We start from the raw sequence: 20,815 nt of genomic DNA on the forward strand, positions 1-20,815 counted from the left end.
TTTTTCTGTTTGCCCGGTCGATTCGGTTTCATATTAAGCTATGAAGATAGGGAACGAAGCTAGAGAGAGGGACCTTATGTCAGGAAGCTCCATTTGACCAGGTGTCCCGTTCCGTAAATACAGCCACAGGAACTCATGCCATTGTTTGATATCAACTCATTCATTTTGACTTTTTAAGAGAAGCACTATAATTTGTTTCGATAAAAAGCTTCCTGTTTAACGATAAAGTGTTACTATTATAAAATATTTCAAATTATTATAATAATTCTTTTTAAAACTTGTTGATTCTAAGAGTTTTGGATTGTGGGGGAGAGCATTGAAACGTATTCATTATAGCTGGGTCATTTTAATCATAACATTCTTCTCGATCATTGTAGCCGGAATCGTTAGGTCATCATCGGGAGTATTCATCGTACCATTTGAAAATGAGTTCGGGTGGGACCGGTCCATCATTTCTTTAGCCTTCGCCATAAGTCTTTTTCTTTATGGATTATCGGGTCCATTCATGGCCGCCCTAATTGAAGTGCTTGGATTGAAGAAAATGATGGTATTGGCCATGTCCACTTTATTGGCAGGGATTTTCCTCACTTTTTTCATGGAGCATGAGTGGCAGCTCATTCTAATTTGGGGAATCATCATTGGATTGGGTTCTGGAGTTTTTTTAACGGTATTGAGCCCATATGTGGCAAATCGTTGGTTCGAGAAGAGGCGGGGCCTGGCGGTCGGGATACTGACGGCAAGTACGGCCACAGGTCAGCTCATTTTACTTCCGGTTTTAGCCATCATCATTGAGAATCACTCGTGGAGATGGGCGATTGGATTAATTTTGGTCCTTAGCTTGATCATGCTGGCAATCATCCTTTTATTCATGAAAAACAATCCGAAGGAAGTTGGCACTCTTCCATATGGATTAGAAGAGGAAAGTCAGGAGGCTGTTACAGTCCAAAAGAAGAACCCCATCGCCATGGCTTTTCAGTCGTTGATTGAAGCAGTGAAAGTCAAGGAATTCTGGTTATTGGCAGGAAGCTTTTTTATATGCGGACTTTCAACGAGCGGGTTGATCGGCACACATTTCATTTCTTATTGCATTAGTTTTGGATTACCGGTTGTTACGGCAGCCTCACTGCTATCTTTCATGGGGATCTTTGATTTGATTGGTACGACTGTATCCGGGTGGTTATCAGATCGTTTTGATAACCGTTGGTTGTTGTTTTGGTATTACGGTCTAAGGGGTGCTTCCCTCGTATTACTTCCTTTTGCACTAAATGAAGGCTCAATCGCCCTATTGATCATCTTCTCCGTTTTTTACGGATTGGATTGGATAGCTACTGTCCCTCCAACCATAAGCATTTCAAGACAAGTCTTTGGAATGGAGAAAAGTGGGATTGTATACGGTTGGATATTCGCGGCGCATCAGATGGGTGCAGCGGTGGCCGCGTACGGTGGAGGGCTAATTTTCAAAATATTCAACTCCTATACATGGGCATTCTTCCTTGCAGGAGTCTTTTGCTTATTGGGTAGCTTGTTTGTCATACTAATAAAAAAGCAAAAAGCTGCCATAGTGGTTAAAGATGATGAAATCAGGTTATAGAAGAGACGTTAAATCTGTATGGATGAAAGAGGTGAACCAATGAAGGGCACGATGGTACCATTGCAGGAAAGTAAACGGATCGTAAGCATCGATATTTTACGTGGATTAGCCATTTTAGGGATTTTTTTAGTGAATATGCCTTCTTTCCACTCCCCGCTTTTGTACATAGATGGTGCTGAGCGATGGTCCGGAGGATGGGACAGGATTTTGTACAGATTCAGTGATATTGTCGCACAGGCCAGCTTTTATCCGTTATTTGCATTCCTGTTCGGTTTTGGGGCCATCATACTAGCTGTAAGGAGTGAAGAAAAGGGTATTTCATTTCCTTTATTATTTACGAAAAGGCTAAGTTTCCTGCTGGTGCTTGGGTGCATTCATGCTTTTTTCATCTGGCATGGGGACATCCTCATTAATTATGCTGTATTTGGGTTTGCATTATTGTTTTTTTATAAGATGAAGGGCAGGAATCTAATTCTGCTAGGCTCGGTTTGTTATGTCCTGCCATTTGCTATATTGGGTTCACTATTTCTTATAATGGGCATATTTGATAGGGAAGGGATGGCGATAACGACTGATTCTGCGATGATGAAACAGTCTTTGGAAGTTTATCAATCTGGTACATTTACGGAAATAATGAGTCAAAGAGCACTAGATTGGTATATGGTGAACAACCTCTTTAATGCTATTATCCTTTTTTTATCGATTTTTCCGTTTTTTTTAATTGGAGCAGGCGTTGCAAAGCAAGGCTTTCTCCAAAATCCAAGTCAATATAAACGACAATTCAAAGCGATATTGATTGTAAGCTTGCTGTTGGGCATGTCAATGAAGATACTGCCATATGTGACGGTATACCATTTTGGCACGATATTCGTACAGGATTATTTTGGCGGACCGTTACTTACGATTTTTTATATCACGGCAATAACTCTTTTGGCGGAACAGGCAGGAGCTTCCCGCCTGTTCCACCCCCTTTCGTATATCGGAAGGATGTCGATGAGTAACTACTTATTCCAATCGATAGTATGCACGGTCATTTTTTATTCATATGGTCTTGGTTTATATGGATCTGTCTCCTACACGACAGGGGTTGTTTTCCTAATAGCTCTTTTTTGCATGCAAATTTTGCTTTCCTTATTGTGGATGGGTCTGTTTCATTACGGACCGGTTGAATATGTATGGCGTTTTGTAACATATGGTAAAAAGCCAGTTATGCGTCGAAGAGGACTAGATGAGAAGAAATGTAAATGATGTTCATTAAATTGTTGATTTTACCTATTCAGATAAATCCTTAGTTTTGTTATTTTGTAAAAGCCTATGATATGATTAAAAGGAAACTGAACGAGGGGGCAAAAAAATGACACATATGCATATTACAGCTTGGGTTATCGGAATCATTCTTTTCTTTGTCACATATTCGATGCTTAAAGGTGGAAATCCGAAAGCGAAAATGCTACATATGATAACACGTTTATTCTATCTATTGATTTTCCTTACTGGCGGAATGCTGATCACGGATTTTGGTGCTTACGCAGTAAAAATAATTGTCGGCATCATCGTGATTGCGGCGATGGAAATGGTGTTGGTCCGTACGAAAAAAGGTAAAAGCACAAGTGCCATGTGGATATTGTTCATCGTTGCGCTTGTATTCGTCCTTTATTTAGGGCTTTCCCTGCCACAAGGAATGGACTTTTTTTAATACAGAATTGAAAACGGGTAAATGAGGAAATCTCATTTACCCGTTTTTTTTACCCGTTATTGTGAATTCACTTTCTCAATGACGATTCTTTTTCCGGTGTTCAGGGTGAATTCAAAACGATCGTGATCCTTCTTCCCATAAGAAAAGTGGTGCTGAACGAGACATATTTGGCTCTCGTTATCAAAAGTGAAGAAATTCACGCCGGACTGGTTAGGGACAGCCCTTAAAAAAGTGAGCTGATTATAGCTATATATACAATCATAAATAGAAAAATCAAGTGAATTCAAGGTCGTTACAAATTGGAAAAAGGAATCGTCGTTCAATTCTTCCAATAAACGTTCAAAAGAGTAGAGCAGCTTTTTGCGGATCCGAATGGGCTCATTTTCCCTTAAGAAGGTGATTTCCCGGTGAAGCAGGATTTTTCCCTCTTCTTCAACAACTCCTTGCTGCCAGCGCCCACCCCTGTAAACTTCAATGATGCTATCAACATGGTCTTCGATGGAGCAGGCCTCATCTGTTTCATCATCGAAAAAAATCCATTGTTGATTGATATTTTCCACTGTTCCTTCGGTAAAAGCTCTTGTTTGCCTGTTCATTAACTTGGTTCGTTGTTGCTGACTCATACATATACCTCCAATAGTGGAATCCTCACCTACTTTTTAGTCAAAATCCAATGAAAATATAACTGTATATTTTAAAATATTATGGACAAATAACCATCTTTCCGTCTTTGCATAGGCTATGTTAAACACGGGATGCTTTGCTCAACAATTCATTATCAACGCATGGCGTTTTGGGCGGGGATCCTACGGAATTTTGCTGTTCGATACTTAAACCTTCTTTGCATGGTCTTCGAATTTACAAATAAGGGACTGTAAATCTTTTTAAAACAGGGAGCCAATATTTTTTCTGAAAGTCCGGATAGAAAGGATGAAGTGTAAAATGTGTGGGATAACAGGCTGGGTGCATTTTCAAAAAGATTTACGGAAGGAAACAAAAACAGTTGAAAATATGACAAAAACGTTGGCAAAGCGGGGGCCAGACGAGGAAAATGTTTGGAGCGAAGCCCATGTTGCCTTTGGTCATAAACGGTTAACGGTTGTCGATGCGGAAGGCGGAAAACAGCCGATGTCGAAAGATCAAAAAAACGGCAGATATACGCTTTGTTATAATGGAGAGCTATATAACACCGAAGACATTCGAAAACAGCTATTATTAAAAGGATATTCCTTTAAGGGTCATTCTGATACAGAAGTTTTACTTACTTCTTATATAGAATGGAAAGAAAAATGCATTGACTTGTTCAATGGGATTTTTGCGTTTGCAATTTGGGATGAAAAGGATCAGAAATTATTCATTGCAAGAGATCGGATGGGGGTAAAGCCACTCTTTTATGCAGAAAGGGACGGGGGATTCATTTTTGGCTCTGAATTGAAGGCGATTTTAGCCCACCCGGATGTTAAAACGGAGATCGACCGCGACGGGTTGGCTGAAGTTTTTGGTGTGGGCCCATCCCGAAAGCCAGGTTCCGGTGTTTTTCATAATATCCAAGAGTTAAGACCTGCCCATGCTCTAACATTATCAAGGCAAGGGCTCCGAATTTGGAGGTATTGGAATGTGAAAAGCGAAGAACATCGGGATACCCTCGATGAGACGGCCGAGAAGGTCCGCTTCCTTGTCGAGGATGCAGTGACTCGTCAACTTGTATCTGATGTTCCACTTTGTACCTTCTTGTCAGGAGGGCTGGACTCTAGCGCCATAACGGCCATTGCGGCAAACGCCTATCAAAAAGAAGGGAAAGGACGGCTGCATACGTATTCCATTGATTATGAAGATAATGAGCGCTATTTTAAGGCAAATGATTTTCAGCCTAACTCTGATGGACATTGGATTAAAAAGATGTCGGATACCTTTAACACGGTTCACCATTCATCGATCATCACTCAAGAACAGTTAACGGATTATTTAACGGAAGCTGTCCTTGTAAGGGACCTTCCAGGGATGGCGGATGTCGATTCCTCATTACTTTGGTTTTGTAAGGAAATCAAGCAGGATTTTGTCGTAGGCCTGTCCGGTGAGTGTGCGGACGAAATTTTTGGCGGTTATCCTTGGTTTCATCGTGAAGATGATTTAAATCGTGCTGGTTTTCCATGGATGAGATCGACCGGGGAACGGGTATCGTTATTGAAAACGGGATGGCGTGAGAAATTGAAGCTGGAGGAATTTGCGAATGAAGCCTATTTGACCACCCTTGCCGAAACTCCTAAATTGGAAGGGGAAAACGGTGTAGCAGCAAAGCGTAGAGAACTTTTCTATGTGAATTTATTATGGTTCATGACGACGCTTCTTGACCGGAAGGATCGGATGAGTATGGGGGCAAGTCTAGAGGTGCGCGTCCCATTTGCCGATCATCGACTTGTAGAATATGCATGGAACATTCCTTGGGAAATGAAAATGGAAGGCAACCGTGAAAAGGGTATTCTGAGGAAAGCGTTGGAGGGACTGTTACCGGATGAGGTATTATATCGTAAAAAAAGTCCATATCCAAAAACCCACAACCCTATATATACTGACCGTGTGCAGGCGTGGCTGAAAGACTTACTGAGTGATAAAAATTCGGTCTTGCATGAGTTTTTCGATAAACAGAAGCTAACGGATATAGTGGATTCCAAAGGAGCCGCTTTTAAAGTGCCGTGGTTCGGGCAATTGATGTCAGGTCCCCAGTTACTGGCTCACTTAGCACAAACCCATGTATGGTTCAAGGAATATGATATTCAAATAATCGATTAAAAAAAACGGGGCAGGATGATATTCCTTGCCCCGTTTTCATTGTCTCAAAGATTGAATGCGAGAATTTTATATTGATATCCACCCAATTCAAATTGGCATTCCTGTGTTGTTTCTTTTGTTCTTAAATCCGTTAGTGTACGCCCCTTCAAATCAATAGGGAGAGTGAAGGATTGCTGGACATCCGTCGGATTGATGAGGATAACGACAGAACGTTCGCCATTATATTTTTGGTAGGCCACGATATTTTCGTTTCCGTTTGTATTTAGGAATTTGAACTCTCCGTCATTGGCAAGTAATCGTTCTTCTTTTCGTAAATGGATCAATGCCTTAATTTCATTGAAAAGCTCGGTATTTTGTTTTTCTTCTTCCCAAACCATGCACTTTCGGCATCCTGGATCCATGCCTCCGGTTAAGCCGATTTCATCTCCATAGTATATACAGGGGCTGCCGTTGAAAGTAAGCAGGATTGCGTGGATGAGCTTGGCTCGATCTAAATCTTCCCCGCAATCCGTGAAAATCCGCGGTGTATCATGGCTTCCAAGGAGATTGAACGTCACGTCAAAAACATTGGTCGGGTAACTATGATAGATGGCTGTCATTTCTTCGGTGAACTCGCGTGCATTGATGGTTTGTGAAGCGACCAGGCGGAAAACTTGGTTGGTAAAAGGGTAATTCATGACAGCATCGAACTGATCACCGCGAAGCCATGGCATGGAGTCATGCCAAATTTCACCAAGAATGTAAAGGTCAGGCTTTATACTTTTCACCGTTGTTCGAAATTCACGCCAGAATGGTTGGTCGACTTCATTTGCCACATCGAGTCGCCAGGCGTCTATATCGAATTCCTTAATCCAATAGGCTGAGACTTCGAGAAGATATTCTTTCACCTCCGGATTCGCAGTATTCAATTTTGGCATCGATTCAAAAAAACCGAACGTTTCATAATTGGGCCTTTCCCCTCCTTTGAGAGGAAAGCTGTGTGGATGGAACCAATCCTTATATTTCGAATCTTCTCCTTTTTCGAGTAAATCCTGAAATGGGGGGAAATAGTAGCCGCTATGGTTAAAAACGGCATCTAGCATGACTCGGATATTCCGTTTGTGGCATTCGTTTATCAGTGTTTTCAATGTTTCCTTCGTTCCGAATTGCGGATCGATTTTCCGATAATCAATCGTATCGTATTTGTGATTGGAGTGGGCATGGAAGATTGGCGTGAAATAGATTCCGTTGATGCCGAGCTTCTCTAGGTAATCTAAATGTTCAATGATTCCTTCGAAGTCCCCACCAAAAAAATTATCCACTGCCGGGTCTTCACTTCCCCAAGGTTTAACACCTTCCGGATCGTTGTCAGGGTTTCCGTTCGCGAATCGTTCAGGAAAAATTTGATACCAAATTGTATCTTTGACCCATTCTGGTGCGCCGAATACTTCATTTTGATGTAGATAGGGAATCGCGAAATAGCATCCCGGATCTCGGGGGGGTTCTTTAAAGAAACCCTTTTCCGTGTAAATGGCACTTTCATCTTCTGAGAGGACCTTGAACCCATACCGAATTCTTCTGTAGGTAGGCTTCACATAAATATGCCAATAATCATAACGGTTATCGCTGCCTGATAAACTCATGGGAAGTTCTTCGTACTGCCATTGTCCATTATCTGAAATGTATGGGTCCCCAAAAATCAATCCAGCTGAGGAGATATCTTGTTTTTTCGTACGTAGACGGATATGTAGGGTTTCAGTGTTGATGGGATAGCCGTAATTGTCATTAGGTCTATGGTGTATGGATGAAAATTCCATTAAAACCACTCCAATTCTATAAGTATTTGGGGAAGTGAATATGAAAAAGGGAACATCAGGCTGTTATGAGGGGGTTCTCTAAGCAGTTGTAATTAGCCGTTAAGTGTTTTTTTCAATATGGTTATATACCCAATTCTAATTGAAAGAAGCACTTATTAACTAAAAAATAACAAAAAGTGTTCATCAAAACAAGGAAATAAATACGTCGAGGAAAATGTTGTAAAAACCAAAGCCGTTCATATAATGATAACAATAAGTTTGGTGCCGCTTTCATGATGGGGGATTTATTTGATTGGCTGAACTGAAAAACAGTATTATTTGGTGCTTTTGGACATGATAGAATAAACATTTTAAAAAGGAGAATGAAAGTGAAGAAGCTGATTTTTCATTTGTTCATGTCCATGTTCTTGATTTTTATTGTAAGTGCTTGTGGATCCAGTTCAGATTTGGAAAATAAAGTAGTGAAAGAAAATAAGAAAAACGAAGAAGCCAGTAATGAAGCGAAACCGAAAAAATTGATCATTTGGGAGGAAAAAGGTAAAGCGGAGGCCCTAAAGCCAGTGCTTGAAGCATTTGAAAAAGAATATGGAATCAAAGTTGAGCATGAAGAGCTGGAAATAGCTACCGAGATGTATGAACGGCTTCGTCGTGATGGGCCGATTGGAAACGGAAAAGCCCCGGATGTGGTAACTTTTTCTCATGAAAAAGTCGGGAAAATCGTAAAGGAAGGCCTAATTCAGGAAGTGAAAGTGAGTGATGAAGTATTAAATGCCTTCATTGAATCTTCAATTAGAGGCGAGATGTATCAAGATAAGGTATTTGGATTGCCGAAATCCGTAAACACTTCCGTTTTCATTTATAATAAAAAATTGATGGCTAAGCCTCCTGAAACGATGAATGATTTATATAAAATGGCGAAGGAATTAAGACAAGGTAACGTGTATGGTTATTATGCCAAATGGAATGATTTCCATGATGGGTATGGAGTAATGGCTGGAATGGGAGGTTACACATTTAAAGATAAGAATGGAAATCTAGACCCTTCGGACATTGGTTTGAATAATAAGGGTGCTGTAAAAGGAGCTGCGTATATCCAAAAATGGTATAAAGCGGATTTGATCTCAAAAGGCGACAAGGCAGCGATCGAGAAGTTGTTTAGTCAAGGGGATTTGGCTTCTTTCATGAGTGACGGTAACTCATTTTCCGAGAGAAAGGATACAGGATTTGCCCCCTTGCCCGAATTGCCAAATGGTCAGCCAATGAAAACGTTCATGGAAATCAAAGGCTGGCATGTAACAGCATTCACAAAACATCCTGATTGGTCTACGAAGTTAGTTGAATATTTGACAAACGATGATAATGCAATGCAACGTTATGAAATAACAGGGGAAATTCCTCCTAATAATTCAATCAAACACAATGCAGCAATCAAGGAAAATGAAAGGGCACAAGCCTTAAGCATACAAATACAATACGCTGAACCTGTGCCGAATATTCCGGAAATGAATAAGGTATGGGGACCGATGAATTCTGCCATGGATGATATAGCCACTGAAAAAGCAAAACCAAAAAGGGCTTTGGATAAAGCGGTTAAGACGATAAAAAAAGAACGATAATCGTCTTCTGCTTATTCCATTTCATTAACTGTATCCAGTATCCCCAATTTGTCCCTTTAGTGTAAAGTTTTTTATAATTTGGATTTGACGTTAAGGGGTCAAAAGGCTAATCTTAAAGGCGTAAAGAGATAGCTAGGAGGAGAGCGGATATGAGAAAAAGAGTGTTATCACTCGCTTTAATTCCGTTGCTTCTTTTTTACGCCATTCCAGTAGGAGCAGCTGAAAAAGAACAACGAACTTGGAAGGACGAAATCGTATATTCATTATTGGTCGACCGATTTTTCGATGGTAATACACAAAATAATGGAGATGCGAATGTGAATGACCCTTCTGCGTTTAATGGTGGGGATTTTGAAGGTGTCACGAAGAAACTGAATTATTTAAAAGATATGGGTTATACCGCTATCATCCTTTCACCAATTTTCGCTAATGATGAAAATGGCTATCATGGCGATTGGGTGACTGATTTTTATAAAACGGATACACACTTTGGGACAATTAAAGAGTTTAAAAAACTCGTAAATGAGGCACATAAACGCGATATGAAGGTGATCATTGATTTTCAAGCAAATAATGTGGGTCCTGACTCATCTTGGCTGAACGACCCTGAAAAACAAGATTGGTTCCATGAAGAAAAAAAGATTTCCAATGAAGGTAATCAAAAGGATTTGGAAACAGGCTGGGTCGATGGTCTTCCGGATTTGAATCAAGACAATGAGGAAACACGGAAATATTTACTTGATGCCGCCAAATGGTGGATTACGGAAACTGATATTGATGGGTACCGTTTAAATAAGGTTCAATACGTAGCAAAAGATTTTTGGAAGGAATTTGTAGGTGCAGTCAAATCTGAAAAATCAAATTTCTATACAATCGGCGATATACAAGGTGATGCGGATTTGATTTCAAGCTATAAGAAGACGGGTATCGATGCTTTCATGGCTTATCCGCAAAATGTTGAGCTACGGGAAGCATTTGCTGCACCTGATAAAGAATTGAAACCCGTTTTTAATTCGTTTGCGAAAAGTGAAGATGAATTTGGGGGCAATGCTCCTCAGGCATTGTTCATGGATACTCAGGGAATGCCGCGTTTTACAAAGGATGCAGCCGATCATAACGAAAACCCAGGTGCCAGATGGAGAATGGCGCTGTCATATCTATATACGATGCCAGGAGTGCCAATCGTATTCTATGGATCGGAAATTGCCTTAAATGGTGATATTGCTCCGGATAATCATAAATTGATGAATTTCAAGACAGAACAGGAATTGGTGGAATATATAACAAAGCTTTCTGATCTCAGAGACATGTACCCAGCATTGATAAAAGGGAATATGGAGCTTTTATATGAAAAAGGCGGAGCTTCGGTATTCAAACGTGTGTATGGTGATGAAACGATTGTCGTCGCCATGAACAATACGACTGAAACTCAAAAGATAAACCTTACTGAAAAGGAACTTGAAAGTAATAAAGAGTTGAGAGGTATGCTGAATGGGGATCTGGTCCGCAGTAAGGACAACAGCTACTCTATCGTAATCGACAGGGAGACGACAGAAGTTTACACACTGTCACCCAAGTCGATTATCAATATTCCTTACCTGTTAGTTATAGGATTGGTTCTTCTTATTTTTGGTATATTCATTGCTTTGGTTATTAAGCGTTCAAAACGGAACCAACCAAAATAATCATATACCTCTCGATTGTGGGTAGCTGCCAAACATTGTCCCTAGGCTTTGTGGAAAACAGGATCGGGAGGGTACAGCATGAATAAGATTTGGTGGAAAGAAGCGGTTTGCTATCAAATATACCCGCGCAGTTTCATGGATAGTAATGGTGATGGTGTAGGAGATATTAAAGGATTGATTTCAAAGCTCGATTATCTGCAGGATTTAGGGGTAGATGTCATTTGGATTTGTCCATTTTACAAATCGCCCAATGCGGATAATGGCTATGATATTAGTGATTATCAAGCAGTTTCCGATGAGTTCGGTTCAATCGAAGATATTGAACTGTTATTGGAAGATGTTCACGCACGTGGGATGAAGGTGATACTCGATCTTGTTTTGAACCATACAAGCGATGAGCACCCCTGGTTCGTTGAGTCACGTTCGTCACGCGATAATCCGAAACGGGATTGGTATATATGGAGGGATGGGCAGGACGGACGGGAGCCTAATAATTGGGAAAGTATCTTTTCCGGAAGTGCCTGGAAATTCGATGAAAGGACCAATCAATACTATTTACATTTATTTGCCGAAAAGCAGCCAGACTTAAACTGGAAAAATGAGGGTGTGCGACAGGCGTTGTATGAAATGGTGAATTGGTGGCTCGATAAGGGAATTGATGGCTTCCGGATTGATGCGATTACGCATATTCATAAACGTGAAGGCCTGCCGGATATGCCCAACCCTTATTGGCATCAGTATGTACCTGCGTTTGAAATGCATACCAATCAGGACGGGATTCTGGATTACCTTCAGGAGTTGAAGGAAGAGACTTTCTCTAAGTATGATATCATGACGGTCGGGGAGGCCAATGGGGTCAGGATTGAGCAGGCTGATGAATGGGTCGGGGAATTGAATGGGAAATTCAATATGATATTTCAATTTGAACATCTTGGACTTTGGAATAGGGGACATAATCACGATGTTGATGTTCAGGGGTTAAAACGCACCATGACCAAGTGGCAAAAGGGGCTGAAAAACAAAGGCTGGAATGCTTTGTTTTTTGAAAATCATGACCAGCCCAGAAGTGTATCGACCTGGGGAAATGATCATCAATATTGGCTGGAAAGCGCAAAAATGCTTGGGGCTCTATATTTTTTCATGCAAGGGACACCTTTTATTTATCAAGGCCAGGAAATAGGCATGACGAATGTCAAATTTGATTCGATTGATGATTATGATGATGTTGGAATGAAAAATTTTTACCGGATTGAGACCTCAAAAGGTCGTCCGCATGATGAAATAATGAACATTATATGGCATAGCGGCCGTGATAATTCACGAACGCCGATGCAATGGAATGATAAAGAAAATGGTGGGTTCACGCACGGAGCACCCTGGATGAAGGTTAATTCCAATTATCGTGCCATTAATGTAGAACAGCAGAGGAATGATCCATCATCCATTTATCATTTCTATAAAAAAATGATTGAACTTCGAAAAAAACATCAGGTCCTTGTTTATGGGGAATATGAATTATTATGGGAAGATCACCCTGAACTTTATATTTATACAAGAATTATGAATGGTGATTCAGTCAAGGTAATATGTAACTTTAGTGTGAATCACCACCAAATCGATCTTTCTCATTGGGGTGAAATGGAACTTTTACTAGCTAATTATGAGGATTGTCCTGAAGGGTCCGTTATTGATTTACGACCATATGAAACAAGGATTTATCGTTATTGATCTATAAATATCTTCCTTTGATTTGATTGGAAACTAGCTTTAAACCCTATGTAGTTAGTCGTCTGACTTCTTTCTACCCAAAAGACCTGTCGTTTTTTAGAAGCTGATCCATAATCAGCTTCTTTTTAATTTTTGAAAAATATACGAAAAAAAACGGAAAAGTGGGTATTTTCTGATAAAATGAATAAACGGCAAAAAAAGTATGGAAATAGCTATTGGGCAGAGTGTATTATTAATACATAAAAATGTATAAATATAAAATAAATATAAGAGAAGTGTTTATTGGTATTCACCTTTTTTTGAATGAAGTCAATAAAGGCTAAGAAGGGAGAGGGGAAATGCATGGCCATCACGATAAAAGATGTGGCACAGTTAGCGAATGTTGCTCCTTCAACAGTTTCTCGAGTGATTGCAAATAATCCTCGAATAAGTGAAAAAACAAAGGTACGGGTACGTAAGGCGATGAATAAATTAGGATACCATCCAAACTTCATTGCACGAAGTCTTGCTAATCAATCAACCAGGATCATTGGCTTGGTACTGCCAAGCTCGTCAAATGATTATTATCAAAATCCATTTTTTCCGACGATCCTCCAGGGTCTTAGTGAGGGGGCTCAGGAAAACCATTATTCCCTGTTGCTAAGCACGGGAAAAACAGAAGATGAAATCTACGAAGGAGTCGTAAATATGGTGCAGGGGGGAATGGTTGATGGAATAATCCTGATGTATTCTAGGATGGACGATCACATTCTGACCTATTTGAGAGCAAGGGATTTTCCATTTGTCATCATTGGGAAACCCTATGATTTTATCGAGGAGATAACATATGTAGATAACGATAATGTCTTGGCAGCCGAGCAGGCAACAGATTATCTCATTCAGCTAGGGCATGAAAGGATTGGATTCATCGGAGGTGATGTAACCCTAGTGATGACCCTCGATCGCTTATTAGGTTATGAACGAGCGTTGAAGAGTGCTGGAATCAATCGAAGGAAGGAATATACCCTGCATGAAGACTTTTTGCATGAAGGTGGACAAGCTGCTGCAAAAAGGTTACTATCCATCGATGAACCACCAACCGCTTTGGTGGTCAGTGATGATCTTATGGCACTTGGCATCGTGCATTCACTTCGCGAGATGGGAGTGCGCACTCCTGAAGAAATGTCCATCGTAAGCTTTAATAACGTTCTTTTCTCTGAACTGTCATTACCAGCCCTGACTTCTGTAGATATTAATATCTTCGATTTGGGATATCAGGCCGCTAAGGGCATCATTCAAATGCTGCAAACTGGAGATACTCCTGCTGGGTCCATCATTCCACATCATTTTGTTGAAAGGCATTCTTGCAGATCGATCAAGCAAGGTTCGATGGCCATGACTTATTAAACGAAAAGGGCATTGCGTAAAAGCAATGCCCTTTTGCTAGAAATGTACGCTGAAACTTTGAAATGTATGTACACCCGTTCCGTGTCTGACTAAGTTATTCTCTTTAAGATATTGAATGGCCGTAAGTATTTCACAAAAAATCTTTGGTTCAAGGCCGAGTTGGTTGTGTCCACCATAGATTTTGGAGACTTTCTGGATCGAAGCGATTTTTTCTAACGAATTCACAAGGTCTTCAGGGCTTGTCGAGGGATAAAATGCATAAACTGGAGTATCTGAATAAAGCAGGTCACCAGTAAATAAATAACCAGTTTCATGATCCAAAATAGAGATGTGGCCAGGTGAATGCCCAGGTGTGTGATAAATGCCTAAACTGCGGTTCCCAAGATCAATGGTGTCCCCATCCGATAAGAGTTTATCCGGGTACCCCTGGTATGGCTTGTATGTATCAGGGTCGAAAGACTTCGGTACGGGTATAGTGATATCCCGTGCCATGTCTTTTCTTATTTGTTCCAAAGACAAACCTTTAATGCCGTTGATCAGCCAATCGGCATCATCACCATGAACATAAATTGTATCATAATCCCCATGTCCGCCAATATGATCCGCATGCACATGTGTGGTCAGGACGATTATCGGAAGTTCGGTAAGCTGGTCCGTAATCCGCTTAATCGGCACGATGCCTAATCCTGTATCGATTAACGCAGCTTGGATCTCCCCAATTAGTAAAAAGGAATGAACTTTCTCCCAATGACCATATTCGCTAATTGCAAACGTCTTTGAGCCCAATTCCTGAACGGTGAACCATGGGTCTACAATATTTTTCAAATGACACCACTCCTTCCATACCCAATATTTCCGTGTTAACTGGAAATATCCTGCTTGAAAAAAGCAAAAGCAGTGGATTTCAATTTGCGACGAAATCCACTGCGTTTGAAGTTAGCCTTATCCGTTTACAACGGTACCGCCATTTACGTGGATGACTTGTCCGCTGACATAGGATGAATCATCACTAGCCAAATAAACATAGGCTGGTGCTAATTCCTCTGGCTGTCCTGCGCGGCCCATTGGAGTATCCGTACCGAATTTGGCAACATCCGCTTCACCGAATGAGGCAGGAATCAGCGGTGTCCAGATTGGACCTGGCGCAACGCCGTTCACTCTGATGCCATCTTTTGAGATGGAGTTCGATAGAGCTCTTGTGAAGGCTAGTATTGCACCTTTTGTTGAAGAGTAATCGATTAATTTTGGATTGCCCTGATAGGCTGTGATAGAGGTTGTATTAATGATGCTGCTTCCTTTTTTCAGGTGCTTCAATGCAGCTTTTGTTAAATGAAACATCGAGAAAATATTAGTGCGGAACGTTTTTTCCAATTGTTCAGCAGAAATGTCAAGGATACTTGTCTGCACATGCTGTTCTCCAGCGTTGTTGACTAGAATATCCAAACCGCCGAATTCATCCACCGTTTTTTTGACGACATCCTGGCAGAATGCTTCATCACCGATATCTCCGGAAATGAGTAAACATCTCTGGCCTTCTTTCTCGATCAATTCTTTTGTCGTTTTAGCATCTTCATGTTCATCCAAGTAGGCAACTGTCACATTAGCACCTTCTTTAGCATAATAAATGGCAACTGATTTACCGATTCCACTGTCTCCTCCAGTTATGATGGCCGTTTTCCCTTTTAATTTACCACTTCCTTTGTAGGTAGATTTAACTGAATCAGGGTTCGGTTCCATTTTTGTTTCCACTCCAGGTTGATGTTGTTGATGTTGAGGTGGAAATCCTTGTTTGTTTTGATTTTGGTTTTGACTAGTCAAGATTAAACGCCTCCTGTTTAATTATCTACGCTTTTCTATTCCTTCTTTTGGGAAAAAGAAAACATGGAAAAAATGACCAAAATGATGAGTTTGGGTTATTATTTAATCTGAGGGAACATGACTATTCTATCCATGTTCCATGAAGGAGATTCATTTGAGGGAAAAGAGGGTATTACCGCTATAGAGGCAGCTGCAACATATAAAAAAGACCCACCCAAAAAGCAGGTGAGGCCTTCTTACTTAGCGGTAATTTAAAAATTGTACATCAATGGACAGGTCAGCGCCTCGGATCGCAGAAATGATTCCTTGCAAATCATCCCGGTTTTTACCGGTAACACGGATTTGATCATCCTGGATTTGGCTTTTCACTTTAAGACCGCTATTTTTAATGATGGTATTGATTTTTTTTGCTTGTTCCTTATCGATACCTTGAATTAACTTAGCACGCTGGCGAACGGTACCGCCAGAAGCACCTTCTAATTTACCATAGTCAAGATTCTTGATGGGTACGTCACGTTTAATGAGTTTACTAATGAGGACATCCTTCAACTGTTCGAGCTTATACTCATCGTCGGACACTAAAACCAGGTCTTCTTTTTCAATGGTGACGCTGCTTATGCTACCTTTAAAATCATAGCGGGTCTGAATTTCCTTCATAGCCATGGTAACTGCATTCGTTACCTCTGAAAAGTCTACTTTCGAAACAATATCAAATGAATTTTCCTTTGCCATCACTTACCTCCAGCAGGTTTTATTTCCTTTATTATAGAGAAAGAGTGATAGGAAGACAACTATATAAACCATATGGTAAATCGGTGACTGCTTATTAAAAAAGCGAGGGCACAAGCCCCACGCTTCACTTATGGTCCGTTTTCTTCGAATAGGAGTGCTTACCTGCAGTGAGGTTTTCCTGATATGCGATATTTTTCTCGGCATTTATCGCTTGGTTATCTTTTGGCCTTTTATTGTTATCAGTTGTTTTTGACATAGTGAAAACTCCCTTCCATTATCATGATCAATATATATTGTTCACAAATATGGAGGGGAGTATGTATGTTTATGATTTCTCAGGGGTATCGTTTAAGAAGAAGAGGGCAATTGTACCAGGACCGGCATGTGCACCGATGACGGAGCCGATTGTATGGATCATGAAATCGGTTGTCCCGAATTCATTTTGAATGGCTTCCTTCCATTCCAATGCCGTGGCTTCATCATCACCATGACTGATGGCAATCGTTTGGGTTGTTAAATTTTTGCCTCTTTCATGCATTAAATCTATTACACGTTTAATCAATTTCTTTTTGCCGCGTATCTTTTCAAGCGGAACAAGCTTCCCACCTTCAACATGCAATAACGGTTTAATGTTTAATAAACCGCCAACAATGGCAGAGGTTTTGGAGATGCGACCGCCACGGGCCAAATAATCAAGATTATCAACAGTGAATAGATGCTCCATATGTCGGGTGCGGAATTCGATGTCAGCTAGGATCTCTTCTTTAGTGGCACCGTTTGCTGCTAGATCGGCAGCTTTCTTTACAATTAAACCGACCCCCATCGAAGCGCATTTCGTATTGACGATTTCGATGTCAAGGTCAGGGTACTCTTCCTTCACCTGATTGAGAATCATCACTGCCGTTTGATAAGTTCCTGATAACTCAGAGGAAAAGGCTATATAGATCCCTTGTTTTTTCTCCTTGGCAAACTGTGTGAAAAGTTCTATAAAGTATTCTGGAGAAGCTTGCGATGTTTTAGGAGCTTTTCCATCAATCATCGCCTGATAGACTTCGTGAGAATTAATGGTAAGTAAATCTTCGTAATTTTCCCCATCAAGATGGACTTGTAAAGGGATTAATGATACATTGTTTTCCTTATAGAAAGACAACGGCAAATCACATGCACTATCTGCAAGAATTGTGATAGCCATAATACACCTGCTTTCTTTTTACAATTTTTAGAAAATGAGTGGTCACTTTACTTTTTAGTGTAGCACGAAACGGTGAAAATTCAATCTCTACGTAAATAGAATAAATAATTAAGGGTAAAAAGATAATAGGATAAGGGTGAAATGGAGGTTTTTAGAATGTACAGTGGTGAAATGAAGAAAATTATCATAGTTGTGGTCGGAGCATTACTTAATGCTATTGCGATGAACTTTTTTCTTATACCGGCAAACGTATATGCAAGCGGCTTTACAGGAGTGGCCCAGCTACTATCAAGAATGATAGGTTCTTTTGCTCCTTTTAATGTATCGACAGGAATTCTATTGCTTTTATTGAACATTCCAGTAACGATCATTGCCTGGCGGAAAGTTGGAAAGTCCTTTACTTTTTATAGTTTCCTCAGCGTTGTCTTGATGTCCTTTTTTATGGAAATCATTCCGATTACACGCTGGTCACCTGACATACTATTGAATGCAGTGTTTGGCGGAGTCATAGCTGCAGTGGGTGTGGGAATCACCTTGAAATACGGTGCATCGACTGGCGGAATGGATATTATCGCTATGCTTCTATCACGGAAGAAGGATAAACCTGTAGGTACTTATTTATTTCTGCTGAATGGCGTGATCATTGTGACTGCAGGAGCTGTTTATGGACCGGAAAAAGCCTTGTATACACTTGTTACCCTTTACACATCTACCCGTGTTGTGGACGCGATACATACTCGTCATGAAAAGCTTACAGCCATGATCATTACGAAGAAAAGCGAAGAACTTAAACAGGCAATCCATGCTCAGTTAGTTCGCGGAATTACAAGGGTTCCTGCAAAAGGGGCGTTCACTAACGAAAATAAGGAAATGTTATTGATCGTCATTACAAGGTATGAACTTTATGACCTTGAACGGATCATCAAAGAAGTGGATCCACACGCTTTTACAAACATTATAGAAACTTCGGGCATTGTCGGTACCTTTCGCAGGGAATGATATTAACAGGGAAATTAAAGCCCTTACACTTCCATTACAAAAGGAAGAATTTTCGGTGTTATAAGTTTATAGCTTGTACAATACGGCTAATTCTGATAATGTAGCGCCAATTTAAAACCTTGAAGGAGTGATAAAAATGGCTAACGATGAAAAAATGAGTAGTGAAGAAGCAGGACGTAGAGGCGGGGAAGCCACTTCTAAAAATCACGACAAGGATTTTTACCGAGAAATTGGGCAAAAGGGCGGAAAAGCGACATCGAATAATCATGATAAGGACTTCTATCAAGAAATTGGACAAAAGGGCGGCGAGGCCACTTCCGATTCCCATGGTAAAGATTTTTATAAAGAAATCGGTGGAAAAGGAGGTAAGGCAAGAAATAACAATTGATGAACATAATGAAAGCCTCCAGGAATCCTGGAGGCCTTCACTTTATTTCGAGTGGTTTTCCAGCTCTTCCTGGAGTTCTCGCAGTTGTTCTTTTTCCGCCTCTGTAGTATTGGCAAAGGCTGATGAAAGAGCGTTTTTAGCGACTTCCTCTGTCTTGCGCTGGTCACCGTCATGCTCAGAGTGGAGAGCTTCTTCAACAAATTCCCTTGCCTTCTGGAATAGATTGTTTGCCATTAGAAGCCACCATAGCTTTGTTCTGACATAATTCTTAACCTGTCTTTTTCAGCCTCTTCAAACGTAGTGTGATAAGGGATTTTTTCGGCATGCCTGGCAACACTTTCTTTGCCCTGCTGTACAAATCGTTTAGATTTACTGCTTTTACCCATGCTTATCTCCTCCGATTCTGAGCGTTGTCGACAACATAAAGGAAGCTGTTGTCCTTATTAGTTTGGCTTGTAAGAGAGATATTATTAAGGTAAAAAATGACGTATTAGGGTTTAATATTGAATTTTTCTTCAAGGAAGACTGATATTCCGTCTTCTTCATTCGTCAATGTAGTCGTATTTGCAACTGTTTTTACTGGTGAGATTGCATTTCCCATAGCGACTCCGGTTCCCGCGTAATCGAGCATTTCCAAATCATTATCTTCATCCCCGAAAGCGATTATCCTGTTTTGAGGAATTTCCAGATAGTTGGATACGCGTTTTAGCCCGACGGCTTTACTTAGCCCGCTCTTAATGATTTCAATGATATGAAAAGGCTCTGCCCAGCGGCGATGATCGACCAATTCTGCATGAACATCGGATAAATGCTGGCGAATCTGGCCTACAAATTGACTATCTGTGTGAATTAGCATCGAAGTTGGGGAATCCTTAAGGAAATTGCGCAAGTCACCCGTCTTCATGTTTGGATTTCCTAAATTGAACATATCCATCAATTTTTCATCATGATAATGGACATAAACATCGTCACGGACTTCTGCGATGATGTTGTGATATTCAAACTGATCACACGCTTCAACGATCTCCTTCGCTACATTTATATCCAGTGGAGAGTGGTATACCCCCCAGCTTGTCTGTAATGGGTGATGGATGAAAGCGCCATTGAAATTAACGATTGGTGTAGTTAATCCCAATTCCCGGTAATAAAGTTCACTTGAGCGAAAGGGACGACCGGTAGCTATCATAACTTCGTGTCCATCTTCCTTAAGTTTTAGCAGTGTTTTTTTAGTTCTTGAAGAAATTGTTTTTTTATCTGTAAGTAAAGTACCATCAAGATCCAATACGATTAAATGTTTCTCCGCCATGTACACACCTTCTGTTCTTTTTGATTTCATTATATGCAAATATTGTTAAGACTATTTTAAAGTAAATGTAAATCTTTTTCATTCTTTATGCA

At 40.5% G+C, this 20,815-nt stretch carries 20 protein-coding genes; 10 read left to right on the forward strand and 10 right to left on the reverse strand.

Going from position 1 to position 20,815, the window contains the following annotated elements; genetic code table 11:
* Positions 1 to 316: 316 nt before the first annotated feature.
* The 3 genes from QUF78_RS06845 (at position 317) to QUF78_RS06855 (ending at position 3,287) form a co-directional block, all read left to right on the forward strand.
* The gene (locus QUF78_RS06845; RefSeq protein ID WP_289324088.1) at positions 317 to 1,591 is read left to right on the forward strand and encodes an MFS transporter; all 1,275 of its coding nucleotides are present in this window, start codon (positions 317 to 319) and stop codon (positions 1,589 to 1,591) included.
* A gap of 39 nt (positions 1,592 to 1,630) precedes the next feature.
* Positions 1,631 to 2,839: a DUF418 domain-containing protein gene (locus QUF78_RS06850; RefSeq protein WP_289324089.1), complete on the forward strand. Its 1,209-nt coding sequence runs from the start codon at positions 1,631 to 1,633 to the stop codon at positions 2,837 to 2,839.
* A gap of 106 nt (positions 2,840 to 2,945) precedes the next feature.
* Positions 2,946 to 3,287, forward strand: coding sequence for a YisL family protein (locus QUF78_RS06855; RefSeq protein WP_289324090.1), 342 nt, complete (start codon positions 2,946 to 2,948; stop codon positions 3,285 to 3,287).
* 56 nt (positions 3,288 to 3,343) lie between these two features.
* Here the strand turns inward: QUF78_RS06855 and QUF78_RS06860 are convergent, their stop codons facing one another.
* Positions 3,344 to 3,910 (reverse strand): DUF2777 domain-containing protein, encoded by a 567-nt coding sequence (locus QUF78_RS06860; protein WP_063232220.1) that lies wholly within the window; start codon positions 3,908 to 3,910, stop codon positions 3,344 to 3,346.
* Between the two features lie 319 nt (positions 3,911 to 4,229).
* Between QUF78_RS06860 and asnB the strand changes: the two genes are divergently transcribed.
* A complete protein-coding gene (gene asnB, locus QUF78_RS06865; RefSeq protein WP_289324091.1) occupies positions 4,230 to 6,077 on the forward strand; it encodes an asparagine synthase (glutamine-hydrolyzing) in 1,848 nt (615 codons plus the stop codon).
* Between the two features lie 44 nt (positions 6,078 to 6,121).
* Here asnB and QUF78_RS06870 read toward each other — a convergent pair whose 3' ends face one another.
* Positions 6,122 to 7,873 carry a glycoside hydrolase family 13 protein gene (locus QUF78_RS06870; protein WP_289324092.1) on the reverse strand — a complete coding sequence of 584 codons (1,752 nt, stop codon included), beginning with the start codon at positions 7,871 to 7,873 and terminating at the stop codon, positions 6,122 to 6,124.
* A gap of 368 nt (positions 7,874 to 8,241) precedes the next feature.
* On the opposite strand from QUF78_RS06870, the gene QUF78_RS06875 reads away from it, so the two are divergent.
* The 4 genes from QUF78_RS06875 to QUF78_RS06890 all read left to right on the forward strand — a co-directional run bounded on the left by QUF78_RS06875 (position 8,242) and on the right by QUF78_RS06890 (position 14,288).
* The gene (locus QUF78_RS06875) at positions 8,242 to 9,489 is read left to right on the forward strand and encodes an extracellular solute-binding protein (protein ID WP_289324093.1); all 1,248 of its coding nucleotides are present in this window, start codon (positions 8,242 to 8,244) and stop codon (positions 9,487 to 9,489) included.
* Between the two features lie 149 nt (positions 9,490 to 9,638).
* Positions 9,639 to 11,174 (forward strand): alpha-amylase family glycosyl hydrolase, encoded by a 1,536-nt coding sequence (locus QUF78_RS06880; protein ID WP_289324094.1) that lies wholly within the window; start codon positions 9,639 to 9,641, stop codon positions 11,172 to 11,174.
* Between the two features lie 78 nt (positions 11,175 to 11,252).
* Positions 11,253 to 12,902 (forward strand): glycoside hydrolase family 13 protein, encoded by a 1,650-nt coding sequence (locus QUF78_RS06885; protein WP_289324095.1) that lies wholly within the window; start codon positions 11,253 to 11,255, stop codon positions 12,900 to 12,902.
* A 342-nt stretch (positions 12,903 to 13,244) separates the two neighbouring features.
* A complete protein-coding gene (locus QUF78_RS06890; RefSeq protein WP_289324096.1) occupies positions 13,245 to 14,288 on the forward strand; it encodes a LacI family DNA-binding transcriptional regulator in 1,044 nt (347 codons plus the stop codon).
* Between the two features lie 36 nt (positions 14,289 to 14,324).
* On the opposite strand, the gene QUF78_RS06895 is transcribed toward QUF78_RS06890, so the two are convergent.
* The 5 genes from QUF78_RS06895 to QUF78_RS06915 all read right to left on the reverse strand — a co-directional run bounded on the left by QUF78_RS06895 (position 14,325) and on the right by QUF78_RS06915 (position 18,030).
* On the reverse strand, positions 14,325 to 15,113 hold the full coding sequence (locus QUF78_RS06895; RefSeq protein WP_289324097.1) for an MBL fold metallo-hydrolase: 789 nt from the start codon (positions 15,111 to 15,113) through the stop codon (positions 14,325 to 14,327).
* A 117-nt stretch (positions 15,114 to 15,230) separates the two neighbouring features.
* Positions 15,231 to 16,106 carry an SDR family oxidoreductase gene (locus tag QUF78_RS06900; RefSeq protein ID WP_289324098.1) on the reverse strand — a complete coding sequence of 292 codons (876 nt, stop codon included), beginning with the start codon at positions 16,104 to 16,106 and terminating at the stop codon, positions 15,231 to 15,233.
* A 240-nt stretch (positions 16,107 to 16,346) separates the two neighbouring features.
* Positions 16,347 to 16,838: a YajQ family cyclic di-GMP-binding protein gene (locus QUF78_RS06905; protein ID WP_289317490.1), complete on the reverse strand. Its 492-nt coding sequence runs from the start codon at positions 16,836 to 16,838 to the stop codon at positions 16,347 to 16,349.
* A 124-nt stretch (positions 16,839 to 16,962) separates the two neighbouring features.
* Positions 16,963 to 17,094 (reverse strand): DUF3941 domain-containing protein, encoded by a 132-nt coding sequence (locus QUF78_RS06910; protein WP_081092478.1) that lies wholly within the window; start codon positions 17,092 to 17,094, stop codon positions 16,963 to 16,965.
* Between the two features lie 69 nt (positions 17,095 to 17,163).
* Positions 17,164 to 18,030 carry a DegV family protein gene (locus QUF78_RS06915; protein WP_289324099.1) on the reverse strand — a complete coding sequence of 289 codons (867 nt, stop codon included), beginning with the start codon at positions 18,028 to 18,030 and terminating at the stop codon, positions 17,164 to 17,166.
* Positions 18,031 to 18,186: 156 nt separating this feature from the next.
* Between QUF78_RS06915 and QUF78_RS06920 the strand changes: the two genes are divergently transcribed.
* Both QUF78_RS06920 and QUF78_RS06925 read left to right on the forward strand, forming a co-directional pair.
* On the forward strand, positions 18,187 to 19,029 hold the full coding sequence (locus QUF78_RS06920; protein WP_289317488.1) for a YitT family protein: 843 nt from the start codon (positions 18,187 to 18,189) through the stop codon (positions 19,027 to 19,029).
* Between the two features lie 136 nt (positions 19,030 to 19,165).
* Positions 19,166 to 19,417: a KGG domain-containing protein gene (locus tag QUF78_RS06925; RefSeq protein WP_483313835.1), complete on the forward strand. Its 252-nt coding sequence runs from the start codon at positions 19,166 to 19,168 to the stop codon at positions 19,415 to 19,417.
* Between the two features lie 42 nt (positions 19,418 to 19,459).
* On the opposite strand, the gene QUF78_RS06930 is transcribed toward QUF78_RS06925, so the two are convergent.
* The 3 genes from QUF78_RS06930 to QUF78_RS06940 all read right to left on the reverse strand — a co-directional run bounded on the left by QUF78_RS06930 (position 19,460) and on the right by QUF78_RS06940 (position 20,723).
* Complete coding sequence (locus tag QUF78_RS06930; protein ID WP_289324100.1) at positions 19,460 to 19,651, reverse strand: DUF3813 domain-containing protein; 192 nt, start codon at positions 19,649 to 19,651, stop codon at positions 19,460 to 19,462.
* Positions 19,651 to 19,803 (reverse strand): hypothetical protein, encoded by a 153-nt coding sequence (locus QUF78_RS06935; RefSeq protein WP_164468789.1) that lies wholly within the window; start codon positions 19,801 to 19,803, stop codon positions 19,651 to 19,653. The genes QUF78_RS06930 and QUF78_RS06935 overlap by 1 nt, the downstream gene beginning before the upstream one ends.
* 104 nt (positions 19,804 to 19,907) lie before the next feature.
* Complete coding sequence (locus QUF78_RS06940) at positions 19,908 to 20,723, reverse strand: Cof-type HAD-IIB family hydrolase (protein WP_289324101.1); 816 nt, start codon at positions 20,721 to 20,723, stop codon at positions 19,908 to 19,910.
* Positions 20,724 to 20,815 lie beyond the last annotated feature (92 nt).

Source organism: Peribacillus sp. ACCC06369 (assembly GCF_030348945.1).
In the GTDB taxonomy this organism is placed as follows: domain Bacteria; phylum Bacillota; class Bacilli; order Bacillales; family DSM-1321; genus Peribacillus.

Coding starts and splice junctions, on each gene's coding strand:
- QUF78_RS06930 (WP_289324100.1), bottom strand. CDS start 19,651: ATGGCAAACAATCTATTCCAGAAGGCAAGGGAATTTGTTGAAGAAGCT.
- QUF78_RS06915 (WP_289324099.1), bottom strand. CDS start 18,030: ATGGCTATCACAATTCTTGCAGATAGTGCATGTGATTTGCCGTTGTCT.
- QUF78_RS06940 (WP_289324101.1), bottom strand. CDS start 20,723: ATGGCGGAGAAACATTTAATCGTATTGGATCTTGATGGTACTTTACTT.
- QUF78_RS06910 (WP_081092478.1), bottom strand. CDS start 17,094: ATGTCAAAAACAACTGATAACAATAAAAGGCCAAAAGATAACCAAGCG.
- QUF78_RS06855 (WP_289324090.1), top strand. CDS start 2,946: ATGACACATATGCATATTACAGCTTGGGTTATCGGAATCATTCTTTTC.
- QUF78_RS06860 (WP_063232220.1), bottom strand. CDS start 3,910: ATGAGTCAGCAACAACGAACCAAGTTAATGAACAGGCAAACAAGAGCT.
- QUF78_RS06870 (WP_289324092.1), bottom strand. CDS start 7,873: ATGGAATTTTCATCCATACACCATAGACCTAATGACAATTACGGCTAT.
- asnB (WP_289324091.1), top strand. CDS start 4,230: ATGTGTGGGATAACAGGCTGGGTGCATTTTCAAAAAGATTTACGGAAG.
- QUF78_RS06890 (WP_289324096.1), top strand. CDS start 13,245: ATGGCCATCACGATAAAAGATGTGGCACAGTTAGCGAATGTTGCTCCT.
- QUF78_RS06850 (WP_289324089.1), top strand. CDS start 1,631: ATGAAGGGCACGATGGTACCATTGCAGGAAAGTAAACGGATCGTAAGC.
- QUF78_RS06885 (WP_289324095.1), top strand. CDS start 11,253: ATGAATAAGATTTGGTGGAAAGAAGCGGTTTGCTATCAAATATACCCG.
- QUF78_RS06920 (WP_289317488.1), top strand. CDS start 18,187: ATGTACAGTGGTGAAATGAAGAAAATTATCATAGTTGTGGTCGGAGCA.
- QUF78_RS06905 (WP_289317490.1), bottom strand. CDS start 16,838: ATGGCAAAGGAAAATTCATTTGATATTGTTTCGAAAGTAGACTTTTCA.
- QUF78_RS06925 (WP_483313835.1), top strand. CDS start 19,166: ATGGCTAACGATGAAAAAATGAGTAGTGAAGAAGCAGGACGTAGAGGC.
- QUF78_RS06880 (WP_289324094.1), top strand. CDS start 9,639: ATGAGAAAAAGAGTGTTATCACTCGCTTTAATTCCGTTGCTTCTTTTT.
- QUF78_RS06935 (WP_164468789.1), bottom strand. CDS start 19,803: ATGGGTAAAAGCAGTAAATCTAAACGATTTGTACAGCAGGGCAAAGAA.